Raw genomic sequence first — 21775 nt, forward strand, 5'->3', positions numbered from 1 at the left:
AGCCTCCTACAATATATCTATCCAAATTTTAATGGCAGTTGCTAAAATGAGCACCGCTAAAATAGATTGTAAAACTTTTGTGTTTAATTTTTTCCCTGCTTTCGCACCTAGTGGAGCCGCTATTAAACTAGCTACAATCATAATGAATGCAGGATAATAATCAACTTGTCCCGTCATTAATTTCCCAATTGTACCGCCTATTGAGGATATAAAAGTAATAGCAAGGCTTGTAGCGATTGTCATACGTGTTGGTATTCCTAGCACTACTAGCATTATAGGTACTAACAAGAAGCCACCAGCTGCCCCAACAATTCCCGATCCAATACCGACAACGAATGCTAATATGGCCGCTATCGGTTTATTGAACGTTACCTCATCCAACGGCTTATCGTCAATTTGTTTCTTAGGAATAAACATCATCACTGCAGCAATCAACGCCAATACACCATAAACGACGTTAACCCCTGCTTCAGATAAAAATTGGGAGCCATAACTACCAACGAAGCTTCCTGCTAATATGGCACCACCCATATAAATAATGAGTGATTTATTTAAATAACCACCTTTACGATATGCCCATACCCCAGCAATAGAGGCAAAAAACACTTGTACCGCACTAATCCCTGATACCTCATGTGCTGAAAATGCCGCAAAACCAAGTAAAGGCGGGATATATAATAACATTGGATATTTTATAATCGATCCGCCAATTCCTAGCATTCCCGATACATATGAACCTACAAAGCCAATCAAAAATATTGTAATAATCCATGCTAAATCCATCTTTTTTCCTTCTTTCTGGTCACTAGCGCCTTAATGGCGTTGTCATATCCATTGAAAGGAGGGTTGTTCTAAACTTCTAATAGAAGAGACAACCCTCACCAGTTTTAAGCTTTTTGAATATAGAATGTAATGACACTAGCGTCTTCAGATTTGTCTAAAATTGTATGACCGCCAGCTTTGGCCCAAGCAGGGATATCCGCAAGAGCCCCCTTATCTGTTACTTGAACCTCTAAAATTTCACCCGAAGTCAATGTATCTATAGCTTTTTTTGTTTTCACTATAGGCATTGGGCAAGATAAGCCCTTTGCATCTAGTTGTAAATTTGATTTCATATTTTTCTCCTTTGAATCAGCAAAGCTTGTAAGCGATTTTGCCGGTTCTTTTTGTTTTTTCATGACTTTACGAAGGATGAGCGCCTTCGCTTCACGGTATTTACACGCTATAACCATGCATGCGTACTCATTACATTTAACCATCTTTTATAAACAGACTATCGAACTGCGCAACGATTCGGACCGATTTCCATCTCTGTCTGCTCATCCTGCGTCGGCGTAATCTTACCCATATTTACTTGACGAATTTCTTGATATGCATTTGGCTGTGGCGGCAAATGCTCTGTTACAACACTTCGGAATTCCGCTTCATCTTTAATATTTAAGCCGTGATTTTCAGCAAATAATTGTCCAAGATGTTTTGCCACAGTTCCGTCTTCATTTAGTTCATCAATCATCATAAAATGAGCTGGTAAAACAATTAGATCATCCGATAATTCTCTGTATCGCTTGTAAAGTGTTTCACGCAAATCACCAACCCAATCGTCTGCAAGACCCGCTAAATCAGGGCGTCCAATTGAATCAATGAATAAAATATCACCAGTTAATAAATACTTGTTGTCCACAACAAATGACGTCGAACCAATTGTATGGCCAGGTGAATAAATCGCTCCTACATCAATACGAGAGGCGCCTACTTGGACAGCAGTGCCATCAAGTAAAGGTGTATAGTCAAATACAACTTCTTCAGCATCTTTCGGTGGTAAATAATACGTAGCACCAGTAGTTGCAGCTATATGACGTCCACCAGAAATATGATCAGCATGCAAATGTGTATCGAACACATATTTAATGTTTACGTTTTTCTCTTCTGCAAAGCTTGTGAATGCTTCAGTAAAACGCACAGCGTCAATAATCGCTGCTTCACCTTCCGAGATGACCATATAAGAAAGGCAGCCCTTCCCTAAACGTACAAATTGATAAAGCTCACCACCACCCGTTAAATCTCCAACTTTAATCGGTTCTAAATATTCACTCCACGTTTTCATTCCACCAGCTAAATAAGCAACCGTACGACCTGCTACCGATAACATCTCAGCTATCATCAGTGATGAGCCTTCTTTCGCACAAACGACTAACACATCTTTATTAGCTGGAATCTTCGGTAAAATATCCTCTACACCATCTAGTAGCTCAAAATACGGAATATTAAGGTATTCAAATTTACGGCCATCAATTTTCCAATCTTCGAATGCATCCGCATTTCGAACATCTAAAATAAATAATTCTTCATTATTAATTACTTTTTTTGCTACTTCTGCTGCACTCCATTTTAAAACTGACACTCCAATTACCCCCCAAGGTATTATTTTGTTGGTTTTTTTAGCGGAAAGGATTATCCTCTCCGCCTATATAGTGAATCATTTATATTAATTAGAATGTTAATGACGGTGCTGCATCTTTTGCAAACTCTAAGAACGTCACAGCTCCCCCAACTTCAATGCCTTCAATAAAGTCCTCTGTCGTTAAACCCATTACATCCATAGTCATTTGACACGCGATCAACTTAACACCTAATTCCTGCGCCATCTCCACTAATTGCGGAATTGCTGGTACATTAGCTTTAGCAAACCCTTCTGCAAAATGCTCCGCTCCCACAGGCATAGGTAATGCATGCATTCCTTGCTTATGAATTAAATTTAATCCTTCGAATGTAAAGAAGATCGCTACTTCTTTCTCTGTAGCTGCCGCTGCCGTTGCAATATTGAACACTTTATACGCATCGAAAAGACCACCATTACTTGCAATTATCGCTACTTTATTTGACATAATAAATTCCTCCTAAATATGTTTTGTTAAATGTCCCGTCCAGGAAGTCATCCCTGGTAGAACGTTAAATACTTTTGTAAAACCGTGTGCCGCCATCTTTTGAGCAGCTAAATCACTACGCTTCCCAGTTCGACAAACGACATAAACTTCTTGCTCTTTATCAAGTTCAGAAAGGCGTCCCTCTAGCTCACCCATCGGAATTGACTTTGCTCCCTCGATATGACCAAAAGCAAACTCTGCCTCCTCACGAACATCGAGGATAAGTCCTTCTCTTGCCATTGCCTCTTTTAACTCAATTGTATGTTCAAAAGTTTGCTCATCCATCGTGTCGTTTGAGCATTTACGAATATAATGTTTAAGCACACTTTCTTCTTCCACTGTCCCAACATATTGATGACCCACAGATTCAGCCCACGCAGCAATATCCGCCTTCGAACCCTTATCTGTTGCTGATACTTCTAAAATTTGACCATCTACTAAATCAGCCATCGCCTTTTTCGTTTTAACAATTGGCATAGGACAAGAAAGCCCCTTGGCATCCAGCTGAAAATCTGCCTTAATACTCATAACTTCCTCCCTCATACCTATACAGGTATTATTTTTGCTAAAAAAATATAGTTAGCGCAGCGCATCCTCTTATTTTACTTCACCATTCCAAGCAAGCATACCACCAACCATATTAGATACATCAAAGCCTTGGCTTTCTAAAAACTGAGTAGCACTACCACTACGACCACCTGATCGACAGACCATAACATATGGTTCATTTTTATTTAGCTCATGCATACGAAATTCAAGTAAGCCAAGTGGGATATGAATAATGCCGGGAATGTGTCCTGACTCCACTTCATCTACTTCACGTACGTCGATTAAATTTATTTCCTGCCCTTGCTCTAAAGATTGTTGTACTTCCATTACTGAAATTTCCTTCATACTATTCTCCTCCTAATACGCGCTCATGCCTCCACGGACATTTGTCACACGCTCAAATCCTTGTTTCTTCAGTTGTTTACATGCCTGGCTACTGCGCATGCCGCTTTGGCAAATGACAACGATCTCTTTGTCCTTCGGTAACTTGTCAAAGCTAGAACCGAGCGGCATATTTTTGAATTGCGGAATATTTCGTCCCTTATATTCGGCCGGTGTACGCACATCAACAAAAACTTTATCCTTATCATTTAGTATATTTTTCAATTGTGCCGCTGAAATTGACTGCACCCCTTTCGTTGGCTTCATTCGCCAAATGAAAAATGCTATAACAACAGCAAGTATAATCCATGCTTCCAAGTAATATCGCCTCCAACTTGATACTATTAAGGGTATATAAAATCTATCTACTTTTAACGACTAAATCCATCGCTTCTTGGATGGCGTTATTCATTTTTCCCGCATCCCCTTCAGCAGTCGTTACACACTCCAATAAATTTTCACTAACGATTACTCCGATAGTTCGATCAACCGCAGAACGCACGGCAGATAGCTGTGTAATCACATCTTTACAGTTTTTTTCTTCTTCCATCATGCGTAAAACACCACGCAATTGACCTTCTATTCGCTTTACTCGATTAGCTGTCTTTACATCGTAAGCCATACTGTTCACGCCTCCTTTCAAAACGATTGATTGAACTTGCTTACGAGATTCATAATATACCCCATTAGGTATATTGTCAACATGAAACCTCTATTTTTTTCTTAAACGTCATTTCCATGTTACACCCCTTCTCTATCAACGTTTTACCACGTTAATCTCAGGTAGTTATCTACATTCCCCTTTAATTTTTCAAAAAAAAAAAAAAAAACGAGAAATTCGACGATGCTATCATCGAATTTCTCGCTTTATGAACTTTAAATAATTATTTCTTTTTAATCGTGATTGTCCAAGCCGCATCGCCAACTTGCTCATACTCTGTTACCTCGTGCCCTTCTTCAGCTGCCCAACGAGGAATGGATTCTGTACCTTGTGTACAATCAAATTGCACTTCTAATTCATCGCCTGAATGTAAGTCTTTGATCGCTTCTTTTGCCTCTACTAAAGGAAATGGACAAACCATTCCCATAACTTCTAATATTTTTTTCATATGAAAGCACTCCTTTTTTATGCGGGTATTATTTCTGTAGCTTGCTTAGCTTTTTTACTTGGTCGAACGAACACAAAGTAAGATGCAGTCCACGTACCTAAAACCATAAACCCTAATGAAATCCATCCTTGCCAAGTCATCATCGCTGTCATCACTAATCCATTACCAATTGAGCAACCTCCTGCTAAACCTGCGCCGAACCCCATCATAAGTCCACCACATAAGCTGTTAATCGCCGTTTTTGTATCTGGAATACGGAATCTAAATTCGCCACTCATTTTTGCTGCGAATAATGATCCTAAGAAAATACCTAGCACTAGGAAAACACCCCAGTTGATGAAGCTAATTTGTCCTGTAACCAAAAACTGCAAAATATTAGCAGAAGGTGTTGTAACGCCTAACCCACCTATGCGTCCAGTAGCAACACTTAATGGCCACGCTAAAGTTGCAATCACTCCAATAATTGTTGCAGTTATAAATGGATGCCAACGTTTTTCAAATAAAATATGTGCTAATCCTGTTTTTTTCGGCTTTAACCCTGGGATTTTCACTCGTGGCTTCTTTAGCTCACGGTAAATGATAAATGTAACGACTACTACAAAAATCGTAATAATCAACCAGTTATTTACACCAAGTGTCTCGGCAATAGAATTACTTTCGATTTTCGTTTCTTTAATAGCCGTATCCATCGGCAACAATACGCCTGATTTCATCATTGCTGCTACAAGCATATAACCAGCTAATGCAATCCAGCTGCCAAGTAAACCTTCCCCTGCCCGATACCAAGTACCTGTCGCACAACCACCTGCGAAAATAATGCCAATTCCAAAAATAAACGAACCAACAATAACAGCTACGATTGGTAGCGAACCAGCACTGAATTCAAATACCTTTAAACTAATTAAGGTATATACACCCACACTTTGGATTGCTATTGCAATAAGTAATGCGTAAAACATACGGTTATCTTTTGTTAAATACATATCGCGGAATCCGCCAGTTAAGCAAAAACGACCACGTTGCATAACAAATCCAAGTAAAGCTCCGCAAATAAGTCCTGTAATAACCATTTGAACCATCCGTCATTCCCCTTCCAATACCTTAGTATTCTTATAGTGTATAATACCACTTGTTTTACTATGAATCCAATAACTTTTTTTACTATTTTAAATACAATGACTTTTTTCATATTTGCGCACGCAAAAACCCCTTGCTACAAGTGCAGAAAACTGCTTCTTATAACAAGGGGTTAGATTATTATTTATTTGGCTAACTGCATTGCTGGACCAAAGAATTCATAATGAATTTTTTCGTCTTTCACGCCAATCTCATGTAAATTTTCAATGATTGCTTCCATAAAGCCAACAGGTCCACATACGTAAACATCTGCATTATCGGCTACTTTTTCGGCTAACAATTCTTTTGAGATTTTCTTATTTTCATCCGAATACAACGCTGTGTATGATGCATTTGGTAGCACATTTACTTTCTTCTTGATGTCATCGCTAAATGCTACAACTTTTTCATTGCGCGCACACTGGATAAAGCTCACTTCGTTTGTTGCATCGTCTGTTAGTGATTGCAGCATACTATTCAATGGTGTTACACCGATACCACCGCTTATAAATGTAATAGGAGTAGAAGTTTCTTCTAAGACAAATAGCCCCGCTGGAACACTTACATCCACTAAATCTCCCACTTCTAATACGTCATGAATAAAGTTAGATACTTTACCATTTGGCGTATGATCACTTTCACGTTTCACTGAAATGCGGTAGCCATCTTCTGCACTTGCTTGCGAAAGCGTATACTGACGGTTCATTAAATATTGTTCGCCTGGTACTTTCGCACGGATACTTATATATTGACCTGGCTCATAAGCTGGTAGCGGCGTACCGTCTTCATTTTCAAAGTAGATAGATGTAACAAGATCACTTTCTACTACTTTTTTCGCCACTTTCAGTTGTTTAAATAAGCGCCAACCGCCATTACGCTCAGCTTTTTGATATAGCTCTTCTTCTACTTGAATGAAGATATCTGCAATGACGCCATATGCTTCAGCCCAAGCATTAATAATATCATCTGTCGCTGCATCACCAAGCACTTCTTTAATCGCTTTTAATAAGTTTTCTCCAACAATTGGATAGTGCTCAGGTAAAATACCTAGACTACGGTGTTTATGAGCAATTAACATCACCGCTGGTAAAATAGCTTCTAAATTTTCAATATGAACCGCAGCAGCATAAACTGTGTTTGCTAATGCTGTTTGCTGGCGACCTTTTTCTTGGTTTGTATGGTTGAAAATATTTAATAATTCTGGATGAGCTTGAAACATATTTTTGTAAAACGTTTTAGTAATCTCCACTCCATGGACTTCTAATACAGGAACTGTAGCTTTAATAATTTGTACTGTTTCTTGTTTTAACATATCGCATACCATCCTTTCGTGATTACAATATAACGCTATCAATCCCTTAAAGCAATATGTAAAATACATCTTTAACAAAATGGACATAATTGATGTATTTTAAATACATCTTTAAAAAAGTATTGAATTTATTATACTTCAATGTAAAAATGCTATAATTATTTTGAACTATAGAAAGTAGGGTGTTCTTATGCGCTTAACTTTATACACCGATTATTCTCTTCGAACACTCATCTATTTGGGTGCAAAAGATGAAGGCCAATTATCAACTATCCAAGAAATTTCTGATGCTTACAATATATCGAAAAACCATTTAATGAAGGTGACACATCAGCTTGGGTTATTGGGCTATATCGAAACGATTCGAGGACGGGGTGGAGGGATTCGCCTAGCGATTGATCCAAAAACCATTACAATTGGTGAAATCGTGCGTCATACTGAAGAGGATTTTCATCTTGTCGAATGTTTTGACAAAGAAAATAATCTATGCAAAATTGCACCAGAATGTCAGCTAAAAGGCGTATTATATGAAGCATTACAAGCTTATTTATCCGTCTTAGATCGCTATACGCTTGATGATTTTTTACATTCGAAAGAAAAGTTGATGGCACTGTTGCTTGGCGAATAAAAATACCCGCACAACTCAAGTTGGACGGGTATTTCTTATGTCTATATTGTTTTATAATGCCTTTGAAAAGAAAATCATATCTAGTGCACGAATTCCATTTTCATAGATTGGCTCTGGATATTTACTGAAAAAATCTTTTTCAATTGCTTCCATACGAAAACCTGCTTTTTGATAAAATGCAATATTATCAATACTAGAATTCGCAGTTCCAACTATTATCGTTTGATATCCTTGTGTTTGACAAATTGTAGTTATTTGACGAAGCGCTTCTTTTCCAAGCCCTTTACCTTGATATTTCGGTACGATCGCAATATTTTTTAATTCGACTGTCTTATCAGACTGTTCTAGAAGTAACGCTACGCCCGCTAACTGCTCGCCACATTTAATCTCATATAATGCACCATCATTTAAATATTTCCGAACAGCTTCTTCACTTTCATCGGCTAATAATAATTGTGGTAAATAGTCTTCCCTCACGCCTTCCACTTTCTTTAAAGATGTACGATATTGGACAAAATCTTCACGCTCAAAAACATTTAAAACACAAGGCTGCTTTTCTTTGACCTCTAGCCATGAGTGCTCTTTCGGAAAATCATTTTCAACTCCGAGTCGGATAAAAGGCAATTTTTCCTGTGCCTTTTGTGAGCGAATATTGACCTTTCTAGCTCCTGCAAAAACATACTTTAACCCTAACTCAAAAAATGCAATATCTAAAATGGCAATTTTTGATTGAAGATTATAGCCTTTACCCCAAAATTCATAGCCTAGCCATGAGCCAATATGACAGCTCTTTTTATTGTGATCAATAAACATTAACGCCGTTACTCCAATCAGTTGTCCTTCCTCATCTAAGATCACACGAGGAACTGTCTTTCCTGCTTCTTCGTCCACACACTCACGTTTAATAAAATTAATCGTATCTTCCACTTTTCCAGCAGGTAACCCTAGTGCATCTCGAACCTGTGGCATGGAAGACAGTGCATGCATTGCTTCAGCATATTTTATAGCGTGTCTCACTAAAGTTACAGCCATATTCTATTCTCCTTTTAATATGATCGCGCCCTATGCATTAGATTTTTGGATCTAATGGCATAAAGCTTATTCCTAAATTTAATTATATGTTAGTTGCCAAGATACACCGAAACGATCCTGAATCCAGGCAAATTTCTTTGAAAACCCATAATTATCAAGAGGCATTAACGCCTGTCCACCCTCTAAAATTTGAGCAACCAGACTGTCGATTTCATCTATAGACTCACATTCCACAAAGATAGAAGTTGACGGTGTAAATGTAAAGTTATGTTGTATCACACTATCATTCACCATTATTTTCAAACCCTTTAAATGAAGAACAGCCATTGCAACCTGTTGTGAGTCTTCCATATAAGTTAAGCTTTCTACTTGTAACTCTGAAAACCATTGTTGATATTGCTGGATAGCTTCATTGGCTTGTCCTTGAAACATTAAAAACGTAGTGGCACTTTTCATTTATTTAACTCCCCTTCATATTTTGTAATCCATTGTGCTGGTGTCATTTTCGAAACGAGCTCTCCAATTAATTCATACGGAATATTTTTAGTGTTTGTAAAACGAATACAGCTTTTCCCCATATTAAGTTTTGTCGGAACTCGTTTCGCATATTCCTCTTGGAACCACGAGAGTAACGCTTGATTTGCATAAATGCCCATATGATAAACCGCAATATGACGTTTTTGTGCAGCAAGACTTATAAAGGGTAAAGGAGTATTCGGTGTACAATGGTAGCCCTTCGGATAAGTAGATAACGGGACAACATAGCTTATCATGTCATAATTCATACTTTCTTCAAAACCCTCTGGTAAATTGCTTTCTACCACATCTACAAGTTTAGCAAAACCTTCCTGCCATTTTTCATCTACTTGCTCAATATAAGTGTTTTTCATACTCTGTCCCCTTTTCAACATAGTATTTCATAGGATTGCCAATTAGCACGAATATAGCATCATTTAAATAAAACCTCTTTGTTATTTATGCTTTACCTTCTGCTTTTGCTTTTCGGTATAATTCCTTTGTTTTGTAGCCTAGTCTAATAATTTCACGCATCTCCTCCAAGCGCGCTACCTGCGTCTCTTCCTTTTTCGCACTATAAATATAACGGGCCCAGTCTTTTTGATAACCCGGTGTTAATCCGTCATAAAATATTAAATCATCCGTATTTTCCGCAAGTGAATCACGCAATTGAGGAATCATACCTTCATAGTCGCTTACGCACTGACTACTCGCTGTCTTCTTCTTGCCACGGCTTTTGCCATCTCTTTTTATGCTTAAAATTGAAAATGTCTCATCTAAAGACATAAGACTCGCAAATTTATAATCACTGCCAACAATGTATTTTTCATCGTCTACTTGAATAGCCGGGAAGATTTCATCGCGATGAATAAACTGTTCATACTGCTTATTCCCCTTTTTCGGATACACAAAAAATAAATAGCCTTGTTCAACGAGAGTGTTTAACTTTATTTCATTTTGTAAGTACGTTACCATTTCATCAATAGTAAATACAAAGGTAATGATTCGATCATGAGGTGTATTCCCTGATTGGGGTATTCCCTCTAGTAACATATCCTGTGGCTGATTATGAATAGCAATGGACAATCCATCTTTAAGTTTAAATTTCTTTTGCATAGTTTTGACACCTCTTTTAATGATCCATACAATTTTCTCTTAGTTTTGATAGTATAGCTGATTTAATGAAAAATTCGTACAAAAAAACGCTCAAATTTTCTTGAGCGTTTCGTTTACATTGAATTAGCTATTTTATTTTAGTAGTCGCTACTATTCCTTTAATAATCGGAATGGCTGTTCCAATTAGCACTATCGGCAGGAACCACCAGCCAAGATCCTCTACCTCACAAGTGCAATGAGTACCATTTGGAATGATATAGCTGCAAATAAAATGAGACAAAGGTTTTTTACTTCATTTACTATTTTTCGGCTATTTAAATAAAAAGCCTCAACATTACTTTCATTTAAGCGTGCTGGGTAATTATGCGTATGCGGAACCTTTTCAAGGAACCCTAGAAAAATCCATAGAAATAGTCCGATAAACGGAAGGATAAATAATTCTATTTTGGAACCCCAGCGATCAACTTCTCCTGCTCCGTTAAAATGTCCTGGAATCTCCTCAGGTAGGTTGCCCCACATAGCTAAAATATAAAGGATGGACAGTACAAATAATCCACCACCGATATAGTCCAAAATTTTTTCATATGTTGTTTTCGGCAATTTCAAAACAGGTCTATACATCTTCCCACGTCCTTGCTTATTCCTTTACTATTTCTACGTTACTACAGTTCATTTAGTTTCAAATTTGCGCAAATTGTCTTAATTGTTTGCGATATATACATAACTATCCGCTTTCACTAACCGTAAAACGGCACTTTATTCTACCTTTTTTATCATTTTATCTACAACTTACGTCCTTACTCTTCCTATTCAATATAGTAGAAATTCTCATAATACTTTGTAAAATTAATATAATCTGATATAAATGGTATATACATATTTCATTTTTTTGTAACATTTCTACTAAATTACTGAGAAAGGAAACGACAACTATGCGATTTACTATCTATAAGAAGTTAACACTCGGTTTTTTTATTGTGATTTTAGTATTAATTGGCACCATCGGATTAAATTTTAAACAGCTTAATTCCGTAAACAAGACATATCGCGTGTTACTTGAAGAACAAACAACAAAATCTATTAGTATACAAGAGCTCCGCGCAATTGCTAAACAAGAAATTGTAAATATGAGAGGCTACCTATTACTTGGAGACAAGCAAAATTTCCAAAGTAATACGGCGTCCCGTGAAGAATTTAAAAAGAAATATGATGAATTAATGGCATCGTTCGATTCTCAAAAATCAATTGAATTATTAGAGGCAATCCATAAAAGCGAGCAAGATGTCCAACAGTTCGCAGATCGAATGTTTTCATTAAAAGCAGATGGAGAAACAGAACAATATGTAAAGCTTGATAGCACACAGGGGCGCCTAATTATTAAACAATTCGATGAACGTGTAGCTAACCTCGCTAACTACCAAGATGAATATATAAAAGAAAAAATCGCTGCTACATCAAAAGAAATACAATCCATTAAATTCCAAATGATTATTCTCGGCGTGTTTGCCGTTGTCATTAGTCTAATAATCGCTATGATTATGGGAAGCCTTATTTCCCGCCCTATTAGGAGAATGGCAAAGACTGCGAAAAAGATTGCTGGGGGCGATTTAACAGCTGAGCAAATTCAAATTAAGAATCGTGATGAAGTGGGTGATTTAGCACTTGCCTTTAATCAAATGGCGGAAAATTTAAAGGATCTTATTACGAATGTACGTCATAACACTGTACAAGTAAGTGATTCTGCCGCTGAGCTAACCGCAAGTGCTGAACAAACAATTCAAGCGACAGAACAAATCACTTCCTCTATACAAGAAGTAGCAAGTGGCTCCGAAGCTCAAGGTAAAAATGCTACTGAAAGCTCGGTAGCTATGAAAACTATGACAAAAGGCATTCAACAATTGGCTGTGACTACAGCTGCTGTTTCAGAGCTTGCTATAGAGACAAATACGGAAGCGAATAAGGGAAATGCATCACTTCACCGTGTTATTACACAGATGGACACCATCAATTCATCGGTTTTAGAATCTGCTAGCGTTGTGAAAGATTTAGAAAACTATTCTGTTGAAATCGGAAATATTATTAGCCTCATTACAGATATTGCAGAGCAAACAAATTTACTAGCATTGAATGCTGCAATTGAGGCAGCACGTGCAGGTGATCATGGTCGAGGCTTCGCAGTAGTTGCGAATGAAGTAAAAAAATTAGCGGAGCAATCCAAACGATCTGCCGAACAAATTTCAACTTTGATTTTAGAAATCCAACAGAATACACACCACGCCGTAGCTGTTATGGATACTGGTACACAAGAGGTTCAAGTAGGTATGCAAGTTGTAAAAGTAGCGGAGGAAGGCTTCTCAAAAATCGTTGAACTGACCGAACATGTATCCAAACAAATTCAAGAAGCAACGACAGTTTCAGAGGAAATGTCATCAAGCGCTGAGCAAATTTACGCATCCTTTGATGAAATTGCAACAATCGCACAGATGTCTTCTTCCAATCTACAAAATGTAGCTTCTGCTTCCGAGGAACAGCTAGCGACTATTGAAGAAGTGGCCGCTTCCGCAGCCACACTATCAAACATGGCCGAGGAACTACAAACACAGGTTTCACGTTTTAAAGTGGAATAAAAATGATAAGAGTAGACACTAAGCAATATTAACACAGCAACCCTTAACCCTGATTTATTAACGAATTAATAGTATTAATTTCAAGATTATCAAAATCAAGACTTGTTGATTTTCATAATCTATTTCATTGACTAATTAACTTTTTTATAAAAAGATCCTCCAAGACTGTATTTGTTTACAATTTGGGAGGATCTTTATTTTTTTCTCCTTGCTAGGACTTTCTTTTTAAAAACAGAAATAGTATAGCTAATATGAAAAGAACAATTGGTGTTAGTCCAATATATTTAAAAGTATTTTTTGCCCCTAAAAAATAAAATGCTATAGGCAAAAATGTCATTGTACTTATCAGCATATAAACCCAAGACTTTTTAAAAATACCTACTATTAATGTGACACCAGAAATGAATAATGAGAGCTGCCAAAGGAACAAAATTGTATTAGAATCTGCCATATCGTCTTCTCCTTTTTTAACATTTCCCTATATGAAAAAGGACTCTGATTATTCCTAGATGGTATCGACAGGATTCTTCGATTTATGAAAGATCCCATCACAGGAATCTAATCAATTAAAGCCTCTTCCTTGTACTTTTCATTTAACACACTTAACATCTTAATTATTGCCGTCTCCTCACTCGGTACTTGTAAGGACGCAAGCTCACGTACTTTATGTTCACCTACACAAACGCTTTCTTTCGCCTTTGCAAACATGGACGCATCATTCGTATCATTACCAAATGCGATAAATTCACCTTCAGCGATACCTAACTTCGTTAAACCATTCCATTTATCTATGCCACTCGGGCTTATATCTACAATATTTTCAGATGTATGTTCATATAACGAGATTGGTAGTTTTTTTAGTTCACCTACTATTTCATTACATTGCTCTCCAGGGAATAATACAACTTTCACTATATCCTTCAACTCTTGCAACGAAACATTTTTCGCAAGTTTTAATGGATCTAAATTTTGAAAAATTGGATGTGTCTCACTACCTGTATATGAATAATCCCAATCACCGTCTATTAAATACGGCAATCGAAATGCTGAAATAATGTTTTGAATCTCTTCTACAATTTTTGCTTCAAATGCTGTTACCTCAATATTTTCTCCGTTCTGTGCAACAAATGCACCATTACCCCCTACCATTGAAAATTTTCGCATTGTTTCAGGTAATACTGGTAGTAAATCACGAATCGGACGAGCTGATGCAAAAATGATTTCATGCCCGTTTTCGATGCAAGCTTCTAAAGCATTAGTAACTTCCTCACTTAATGGTTGACCCTTAAAGCAAATCGTACCGTCTAAATCAAATACAAATTTCATTGTCACGCCCTCTTTCTAAACTGTTAATTACCCATTTATTATCTCACAAATATTTACATTTATTGTGGAAATAATAATTATTCTCATAATAACGTGGGGTTGATTTCCGTTCCAGCTGGACGCTTTGTTGTTGCTGCCGCTACGCTTTCGCAGAGCAGAGCTTCCTGGGGGCGTCCAATGAGCCGCTTCAATCAACATTTATACACGGCATACACTTTAACAAAGCCACCCCAAAATTTCAGAGAAAAGCTAAAAATGAAGGGATTTTTTATTATTAAATGATTGACTTTATAATATTTATTGCCCATTACAACAAAACAGAAAAGAAACAATTTTTAGAATATTATTGACAATCTTGTGATATCGCAGTATGATTGCTTTCAACAACACATTATTGTAGGCCAAGATTGGAAATAGTAGAAATGCAAGTGTACTTGTAGAGAGTCGGTGGTTGGTGCAAACCGATAGACACACATTTTGAACTCGTCCATGAGCCACTCCCTGAACTTTAAGTAAGGGACGTCGGTTTCCTCCGTTAACGGGATAGACAGTGATAGCTGTCGATAAGGGGGCTTTTTCTGTAAAGGGAAAGTCAATTAGAGTGGTACCGCGAGCATAAACTCGTCTCTATATTTTTATATAGAGGCGAGTTTTTTATTTTTATTGGCCTAGGTGTGAATTTCGTCTCTAGCAGAGCTAACGGTTCAAAGCAGAGACAATATCAATATAACTACTACAAAAGGAGTGTTTGAAAATGGGAAGAAAAATTTGGGTGTTTGATACGACTTTACGTGATGGCGAGCAAGTGCCAGGAGCAAAACTTAATTTATATGAAAAAGTAGAGATTGCTCAGCAACTCAAAAAATTAGGCGTCGATATTATCGAAGCTGGGTTCCCTGCTTCATCACAAGGAGATTTTGATGCCGTTAAAGCTGTTGCACAAAAAGTTGGGAATACAAGCGACATTATGATTACTGCTTTAGCACGTGCTGTACAGGCAGATATTGATGCTGTTTATAATGCTGTAAAATACGCAGAAAATCCGATGATTCATATGGTACTCGGTACTTCTGATATTCATGTTGAGAAAAAATTTAGTAAATCCAAGGATCAAATTCTACAGATTGGCGTAGATGCAGTAAAATATGCGAAAACTCTTCTACCACAAGTCCAATATTCAACAGAAGACGCTTCTCGTTCAGATTTCGAGTATCTTTGGAAGACGATCGAGGCTGTAATGAAGGCTGGAGCAACGATGATAAATGTCCCTGACACAGTCGGCTTTGCAGAACCAGAAGAATTTGGAGCAATGATTTATAAACTAAATGAGCGTATGAAAAACTTAGACGATAGCGTGCTGTTAAGCGTTCATTGCCATAATGATCTTGGTATGGCAACTGCTAACACGCTTGCTGCGATTAAAAACGGCGCAGATAAAGTAGAATGTACAATTAACGGTATTGGTGAACGAGCAGGAAATGCTGCATTAGAAGAAGTCGTCATGGCATTGAAGACACGCGGCTCTGTATACAATGCTGAGACGCGTATCAACACAAGAGAAATTATGAATACATCTCGTCTTGTTTCAAGCTTTATGGGCTTAGACGTACAAGTAAACAAAGCAATTACTGGAGATAATGCTTTTGCCCATTCATCTGGTATTCATCAAGACGGTCTTCTTAAATCTCGTGATGCCTATGAAATTGTCCATCCAGAAGATGTAGGTCTTGACGATATGGAGCTAGTCCTGACAGCTCGCTCTGGACGTCACGCGGTGAAAAACGCTCTTGAAAAACTTGGCTTTTCAAATCTTACAGCGGATGAGTTCGAAGGAATCTTCGAAGGCTTCTTAAAGCTGGCTGATGCAAAGAAAGAAGTTTACGATCACGATTTATATGTCATTGTAGAAAGCTATTATGAAAAGCATGACGCAAACAATGCTAATGCCACTCACTATAGTGATCAGTTCTTTGACTTCGATGATTTACAAGTCGTCAGCAACGCAAGCTTCCCTTCAGCAAGCGTGAAAGTCCGTAAAGGTGGCGAGGTATTTAAAGCAAGTGCAGTTGGCTCAGGTCCAATTGATGCCCTTTATTCAGCCATCGCAGAAATTACGAACATTGATATAAAACTTGTGGAATATAATATTAATAGCGTTTCGCGCGGTAAAGAAGCGCTTGGGAAAGTAAAAATTACAATCGAGCATGAAGGCGAAAAGTATATCGCAAAAGCCGCAGATACAGATATTTTAAAAGCGAGTGCGCTAGCTTATATTAATGCAATCAATAGTATCGTTGTTGCTAAATTAACGCCTGTTATGAATTAAATAATAGATCAACTATGCCTCGGCATAATTGCGTCTGAAATGGGAAAGAAGTTAAAAGCAGTATGACACTATTTTGAGTCATACTGCTTTTACTTTTCCTATCGACTGCCGTCAACTAACTTTTGATATTCCTCTTCGATTAGTGCAACATCAAGACGTTCAAACAGCGTTGTCACTTCGCTAATGCTTGTTGGTAAGTTTACTTGTTCATGCCACTTCACTTCTTTGATTCCTAACATTTTTCTCACCTTCTCAGCTGAAAACGGTAAAAATGGATGTAATAGCTGTCCAAGGTTAGCAATGATATAAACACATGTCGCTAATGTTTGATTTCCAGCTGCCACATTCTCTTTTACCTGTAGCCATGGCTGCTGCTCATCAAAATAGCGATTAGCCGCACGAATATATTCAAAAATAGCCTCTAACGCTACCTTAAAATGACCTGCTTCTATATGATTCCCAACATCATTAAACAGCTGTGTTGTTTGTTTTCGAATAGTTCCATCTACCTCTGCAGGAGGCACTTGACGATCAAACGATTTCTCTAAAAACTTCAATGTACGATTAACAAAATTACCGTAAGCGCCAAGTAATTCACCATTATGACTATAAATAAATTCTCGCCAAGAGAAATCCGTATCGCGATTTTCTGGCGCATTCATTGTTAAAAAATATCGAATGGAATCTGCATCGTATCGACTTAAAATATAAGGCACCCATACCGCCCAATTTTGACTCGTCGATAATTTTCGTTTTTCTAATGTTAAATATTCGTTTGATACAATATGTGTAGGTAATGCCTTCGCTCCTATCCCCATAAGAATGGCTGGCCATATAATTGTATGGAACGGGATATTATCTTTACCATGCACATAATATGAAATCGTTTCTTCATTCCACAAATCTTCAATCGCTATTTGGTGCTGCTTTGCCCATTCTAAACTCGCTGTTAAGTAGCCTGCTACTGCTTCAATCCACACATATATTTTCTTGCCTTCAAAACCTGGTACTGGCACATCTATTCCATTTGGTAAATCCCTTGTTACAGCACGATCCGGAACCCCTTCTGCCAAGTAACGCTCTGTTAGACCTAATGCATTGTCTCGCCAGCGTTTTTCTGCCTTTGCCTCCGCTAAATAAGTCTCTAGCCTCTCCTGAAACTGACTAAAGGCAAAATAAAAATGCTCTGTTTCCTTGATAATTGGCGCATTCCCACAAATCTTGCAGCGTTTATCGATTAAATCGAGCGGGTCTAAAATGGTTGAGCAATTATCACATTGGTCACCACGTGCCTTCGCACCACAGTTTGGACAAATCCCCTCGACAAATCGATCAGGCAAAAACTGCTTGTCCGTTTCACAATAAGCCTGTTCAATTTTCTTTTTGTATAAAAAATTGTTCGCTAATAGCTGTAAAAAAATTGTTTGAACAGATTCATGATGGTGCTGCGCATCTGTCCGCGTATACAAATCATAGGTAAAGCCCAATTCATTGAAGCATTTTGAAAACTCTTCGTGATAATGATTAGCAATTGCTTCAGTTGTCGTATTTTCCTGTGCAGCCCGAATAGAAATCGGGGTGCCATTACAGTCGCTTCCTGAAACATATAATACCTTCTCGCCCTTTTGTCGATAATATCTAGCCAAAATATCGCCAGGTAATAATGCGGCAACATGCCCTAAATGCAAAGAACCATTTGCATATGGCCAAGCGCCTCCAATAACAATTGTCATCCTAAGTTGCTCCCCTCGAAAAAATGTAAAAAGTGTAGATTAATTATGCCTCGGCGTAAAAATTCTTCCTTTTATCCGCCGAGGCTTTATCTTCATTCAGGCAAGTCCTGAATGAAGATAAAAAAAAACGCCCTAATCAAAATTGATTAGGACGAGTTTACCCGTGTTACCACCTACATTTACAAATAGCTCTCACTATTTGCCTCTATCAGTGCGTCTCATTTCATTTTATCAATTATGCCTTGGCATAATTGCGTCCGGAATCGGCTTTGTGCTCGCACAAAGAACTTCTTTCCGATTCTGTGACATCCGCCGGAGGCTTACTTCTTTGACCTGCTCAAAGAAGTGAGAGATACTGCCGCTGTTATAACGAGTGCCCATCTCGTCGTAATCTACTCGCAAACTTGCTTTCGGTACGAAGCTCAAAGGTCATTTTCAAAAGGGCGCATTTACCTCATTTCCACCAACAGAGGCTCTCTATATAATGCTTATCCAATTTACTTTTCCTTATCAATGCTTTTATTATAGATTTCCACTATCTTACTCTTTTTGATTATGAATTGCAATGTATGTCGATAAATCGTTCCTATTTCTCGATAAACTAAAAAACTTGGGTGATAAACCATCTAATCTTCTCGATAAAACGAAAAAGTTGGGCGATAAATCAGAAAATGTAGTCGATAAAGTTTTATCCTAACTTTACATCAAGTAGATCTTTTAAATCATCAATAACAATGTCCGCTTTCTGTAATTCTGTTTCCTGTGCAAAGTCGAAACGAACACCAACAGAGAATAACTGATTGTCATGAGCTGCTTGAATATCAGAAGAACGATCACCAACAACTGCTCCACGTTCAATGGCATTTTCCTCAATGACCTTTTTCACTAAATCCGATTTATGACCACTCGAAATGGACTGAATACTATATGTACTTTTAATAAAACGTTTTAATTGATATGTTTCTACTATCGCCTGTAAATACTCAGTTTGTCCATTACTAGCAATGAATAAATCATAGTTATCCGCCAAAGTAGCAAGTGTTTGCTCTGCATGTGGATACAATGCATCCTGACGATTCCGTATTTGTTCAATAAGTTTAACGTGGAATAATGCATTGCTTTCTTCCCGTGTCTCAAGCGTGTGCATAGGACATAACGTTTCCCACACAACCGGTAATGAAACCCCCATAATTTCGCGGTATTTCTCTATTGGCGTTTCGCCCTGCCACAAGCCCTTTGCACGTAGCACATCAAACGTTGCCGATAGTGCTGGTTCTAATATAAGATTTGTTTGAAATAAAGTACCGTCCATATCAAAAATAATAGCTTTTTTCATAAAATCACCCCTTCTACTATTATCAACGTATTCATTAGAGGGAGTGTTGCAACCTTTAGACATCAAAAAACTCCATATGCATTTTTTCCTTTTTATAATAATCCAATCGATCCCGTAAAGTCCCTGTATGAAATTCGAACTTATGACCGTCTGGATCTGTGAAATAAATCGATTTTTTATCTCTCACATCTCTTTGTCTACCTTCTAGGATATTGACATTAAGTTGGATTAACTTTTCATACATTTTGTCAAAATCATCCTCATGGATAGAAAAAGCTAAATGTGTATAGGATTGATGTATTTCATTACGAGGAATACCCTTTTCTACATTCAGGGCAAGCCACAGCCCATTTACATCAAAATAGGCTGTACTTTTCCCCTTCACTAATAATTTTGCGTCAAAAACCTTTTCATAGAATGCAATGGATTCCTCTAGATTTGAAACTGAAAATAATAAATGATTTATGTTTCGGATTGTCATATGTGTGTCCCCCAACTATGAATCCGCCGATAGCTCGCGCACTCTCCATATCAAATTTCGTTTAATTTGATTTTTTACCTTTCTTCCCCTTCGCAATTTGCTTTGATTTGCGTTGCTCATTAAGTTTTGCCTGTGCATTTGCTTTTCGTTCGATAAAAGCAAGCTCTCTTTGCAATTTAAAGTAGCTTTGAAGACGTGATTGTTCAAGCACACCATCTGTAATGGCTTGCTGTACAGCACAATGCGGCTCCTTCTGATGTTTGCAATCTCTATAACGACAGGCTGTAGAAAGTTCCTCAATGTCCTTAAAACTAGAGGATAAGCTGTCACTCTGATCCCATAATTGTAATTCTCGCATTCCAGGTGTATCAATTAAACAGCCACCACCTGGCAATAAAACTAATTCACGATGTGTGGTTGTATGGCGCCCCTTCGCATCATCTTCACGAATATCCGAAACTTTCATATAGTCCTCACCACTAAGGGCATTCGTCAATGTGGATTTCCCTGCGCCAGAAGAACCGAGCAATGCTCCTGTTACACCTTCCGTAAATAGCGCACGAATATCCTCTAAGCCCTCCCCTGACAGAGCACTAGTCACAAAAATATCTACACCGAACGCTACAGACTCAACCTCACCTATCTTACTCGAGACATCTTCACAAAGATCAGCCTTCGTCAATACAACAATCGGCTTTGCACCTGAATCCCACGCAGCTACTAAATAGCGTTCTAAACGACGAATATTAAAGTCTGCATTTAAACTCATCACTAGAAGCACGATATCAACATTCGATGCTACAATCTGCTCTTGTACTTCCCCCCCAGCTGCCTTGCGGGAAAAGACTGATTTTCGAGTAAACAATTTATGAATAATGGCCTTTTCCTCACCAGGCATTTTCTCAACTAGCACCCAATCCCCAACTGCTGGGAAATCCTCACGGGCTAGTGATGTATACGCGTAATGTCCAGCAATCGTTGCTAGCCATTCTCCCTCTTCTGCCAGTACACGATAGGAATGCTTATGCTCTAATGTCACCCTTGCAGGCACACAGTTCGCAAGCTTAGCCTCCTGTTTAAACCCAGTCATTTGCTCTTCAAAATAAGTTAAAAATCCTAAAGTTGTTAAATTCAATTTGTTTCCTCCTAAATGTGCATATCGTTTTGTCATCAATTGAAAATAAAACACAAAAAAACCATGTCTCTGCGCAATTCGGCAGTTACAAGGTTCACAGGCACATTTAAGAGAATATACAAAACACC

At 37.9% G+C, this 21775-nt stretch carries 24 protein-coding genes, 1 pseudogene and 2 other annotated features; of the genes and pseudogenes, 3 read left to right on the plus strand and 22 right to left on the minus strand.

The window, feature by feature from the left end; all coding sequences use genetic code 11:
- Positions 1-6: 6 nt before the first annotated feature.
- From ABE34_RS17975 to hmpA, 11 genes are all read right to left on the minus strand, one after another.
- Positions 7-783 carry a sulfite exporter TauE/SafE family protein gene (locus ABE34_RS17975; RefSeq protein WP_197143828.1) on the minus strand — a complete coding sequence of 259 codons (777 nt, stop codon included), beginning with the start codon at positions 781-783 and terminating at the stop codon, positions 7-9.
- Positions 784-887: 104 nt separating this feature from the next.
- Positions 888-1115 carry a sulfurtransferase TusA family protein gene (locus ABE34_RS17980; protein WP_197143952.1) on the minus strand — a complete coding sequence of 76 codons (228 nt, stop codon included), beginning with the start codon at positions 1113-1115 and terminating at the stop codon, positions 888-890.
- A 158-nt stretch (positions 1116-1273) separates the two neighbouring features.
- Entirely contained in the window at positions 1274-2401 is a 1128-nt protein-coding gene (locus ABE34_RS17985) for an MBL fold metallo-hydrolase (protein ID WP_197143829.1), read from the minus strand.
- Between the two features lie 88 nt (positions 2402-2489).
- The gene (locus ABE34_RS17990; protein ID WP_197143830.1) at positions 2490-2885 is read right to left on the minus strand and encodes a DsrE/DsrF/DrsH-like family protein; all 396 of its coding nucleotides are present in this window, start codon (positions 2883-2885) and stop codon (positions 2490-2492) included.
- A 12-nt stretch (positions 2886-2897) separates the two neighbouring features.
- Positions 2898-3452, minus strand: coding sequence for a sulfurtransferase TusA family protein (locus tag ABE34_RS17995; protein ID WP_197143831.1), 555 nt, complete (start codon positions 3450-3452; stop codon positions 2898-2900).
- Between the two features lie 69 nt (positions 3453-3521).
- Positions 3522-3818, minus strand: coding sequence for a rhodanese-like domain-containing protein (locus ABE34_RS18000; protein ID WP_197143832.1), 297 nt, complete (start codon positions 3816-3818; stop codon positions 3522-3524).
- Positions 3819-3830: 12 nt separating this feature from the next.
- A complete protein-coding gene (locus ABE34_RS18005) occupies positions 3831-4172 on the minus strand; it encodes a rhodanese-like domain-containing protein (protein ID WP_197143833.1) in 342 nt (113 codons plus the stop codon).
- Positions 4173-4215: 43 nt separating this feature from the next.
- Entirely contained in the window at positions 4216-4476 is a 261-nt protein-coding gene (locus tag ABE34_RS18010; protein ID WP_197143834.1) for a metal-sensitive transcriptional regulator, read from the minus strand.
- Between the two features lie 262 nt (positions 4477-4738).
- Positions 4739-4963: a sulfurtransferase TusA family protein gene (locus tag ABE34_RS18015; protein ID WP_197143835.1), complete on the minus strand. Its 225-nt coding sequence runs from the start codon at positions 4961-4963 to the stop codon at positions 4739-4741.
- 17 nt (positions 4964-4980) lie between these two features.
- Complete coding sequence (locus tag ABE34_RS18020; RefSeq protein WP_197143836.1) at positions 4981-6042, minus strand: YeeE/YedE family protein; 1062 nt, start codon at positions 6040-6042, stop codon at positions 4981-4983.
- 182 nt (positions 6043-6224) lie between these two features.
- Complete coding sequence (hmpA, locus tag ABE34_RS18025) at positions 6225-7391, minus strand: NO-inducible flavohemoprotein (RefSeq protein WP_197143837.1); 1167 nt, start codon at positions 7389-7391, stop codon at positions 6225-6227.
- A 190-nt stretch (positions 7392-7581) separates the two neighbouring features.
- Here hmpA and ABE34_RS18030 point away from each other — a divergent pair, with 190 nt between their 5' ends.
- On the plus strand, positions 7582-8019 hold the full coding sequence (locus ABE34_RS18030) for an Rrf2 family transcriptional regulator (protein WP_079562208.1): 438 nt from the start codon (positions 7582-7584) through the stop codon (positions 8017-8019).
- Between the two features lie 51 nt (positions 8020-8070).
- On the opposite strand, the gene ABE34_RS18035 is transcribed toward ABE34_RS18030, so the two are convergent.
- The 5 genes and pseudogenes from ABE34_RS18035 to ABE34_RS18055 form a co-directional block, all read right to left on the minus strand.
- The gene (locus tag ABE34_RS18035) at positions 8071-9051 is read right to left on the minus strand and encodes a GNAT family N-acetyltransferase (RefSeq protein WP_197143838.1); all 981 of its coding nucleotides are present in this window, start codon (positions 9049-9051) and stop codon (positions 8071-8073) included.
- Between the two features lie 78 nt (positions 9052-9129).
- Positions 9130-9507 (minus strand): VOC family protein, encoded by a 378-nt coding sequence (locus ABE34_RS18040; protein WP_197143839.1) that lies wholly within the window; start codon positions 9505-9507, stop codon positions 9130-9132.
- Positions 9504-9941 carry a DUF1801 domain-containing protein gene (locus tag ABE34_RS18045; protein ID WP_197143840.1) on the minus strand — a complete coding sequence of 146 codons (438 nt, stop codon included), beginning with the start codon at positions 9939-9941 and terminating at the stop codon, positions 9504-9506. Before ABE34_RS18045 ends, ABE34_RS18040 begins: the two co-directional genes overlap by 4 nt.
- An 85-nt stretch (positions 9942-10026) precedes the next feature.
- Positions 10027-10683, minus strand: coding sequence for a YdeI/OmpD-associated family protein (locus ABE34_RS18050; RefSeq protein WP_197143841.1), 657 nt, complete (start codon positions 10681-10683; stop codon positions 10027-10029).
- A gap of 127 nt (positions 10684-10810) precedes the next feature.
- A pseudogene (locus ABE34_RS18055) lies at positions 10811-11304 on the minus strand (DUF1648 domain-containing protein).
- A 311-nt stretch (positions 11305-11615) separates the two neighbouring features.
- Here ABE34_RS18055 and ABE34_RS18060 point away from each other — a divergent pair.
- Complete coding sequence (locus tag ABE34_RS18060; protein ID WP_197143842.1) at positions 11616-13310, plus strand: methyl-accepting chemotaxis protein; 1695 nt, start codon at positions 11616-11618, stop codon at positions 13308-13310.
- Between the two features lie 211 nt (positions 13311-13521).
- Here the strand turns inward: ABE34_RS18060 and ABE34_RS18065 are convergent, their stop codons facing one another.
- Together ABE34_RS18065 and ABE34_RS18070 are read right to left on the minus strand one after the other, a co-directional pair.
- On the minus strand, positions 13522-13761 hold the full coding sequence (locus tag ABE34_RS18065; protein WP_197143843.1) for a hypothetical protein: 240 nt from the start codon (positions 13759-13761) through the stop codon (positions 13522-13524).
- 107 nt (positions 13762-13868) lie between these two features.
- Complete coding sequence (locus ABE34_RS18070; protein WP_197143844.1) at positions 13869-14636, minus strand: HAD-IIB family hydrolase; 768 nt, start codon at positions 14634-14636, stop codon at positions 13869-13871.
- 394 nt (positions 14637-15030) lie between these two features.
- Positions 15031-15268, plus strand: a binding site (T-box leader).
- 122 nt (positions 15269-15390) lie between these two features.
- On the opposite strand from ABE34_RS18070, the gene ABE34_RS18075 reads away from it, so the two are divergent.
- The gene (locus ABE34_RS18075; protein ID WP_197143845.1) at positions 15391-16962 is read left to right on the plus strand and encodes a 2-isopropylmalate synthase; all 1572 of its coding nucleotides are present in this window, start codon (positions 15391-15393) and stop codon (positions 16960-16962) included.
- A 98-nt stretch (positions 16963-17060) separates the two neighbouring features.
- On the opposite strand, the gene metG is transcribed toward ABE34_RS18075, so the two are convergent.
- From metG to rsgA, 4 genes are all read right to left on the minus strand, one after another.
- Positions 17061-18695, minus strand: a complete 1635-nt coding sequence (gene metG / locus ABE34_RS18080; RefSeq protein WP_197143846.1) for a methionine--tRNA ligase — start codon at positions 18693-18695, stop codon at positions 17061-17063.
- Between the two features lie 144 nt (positions 18696-18839).
- Positions 18840-19218 (minus strand) — a binding site (T-box leader).
- Positions 19219-19383: 165 nt separating this feature from the next.
- Positions 19384-20031 (minus strand): HAD hydrolase-like protein, encoded by a 648-nt coding sequence (locus ABE34_RS18085; protein WP_197143847.1) that lies wholly within the window; start codon positions 20029-20031, stop codon positions 19384-19386.
- Between the two features lie 55 nt (positions 20032-20086).
- Positions 20087-20512, minus strand: a complete 426-nt coding sequence (fosM, locus tag ABE34_RS18090) for a FosM family fosfomycin resistance protein (protein WP_197143848.1) — start codon at positions 20510-20512, stop codon at positions 20087-20089.
- A gap of 61 nt (positions 20513-20573) precedes the next feature.
- The gene (gene rsgA, locus ABE34_RS18095; protein WP_197143849.1) at positions 20574-21683 is read right to left on the minus strand and encodes a ribosome small subunit-dependent GTPase A; all 1110 of its coding nucleotides are present in this window, start codon (positions 21681-21683) and stop codon (positions 20574-20576) included.
- Positions 21684-21775: the final 92 nt, after the last annotated feature.

It is taken from the genome of Lysinibacillus sphaericus (genome assembly GCF_015844675.1).
Classification (GTDB): Bacteria; Bacillota; Bacilli; order Bacillales_A; family Planococcaceae; genus Lysinibacillus; species Lysinibacillus sphaericus_E.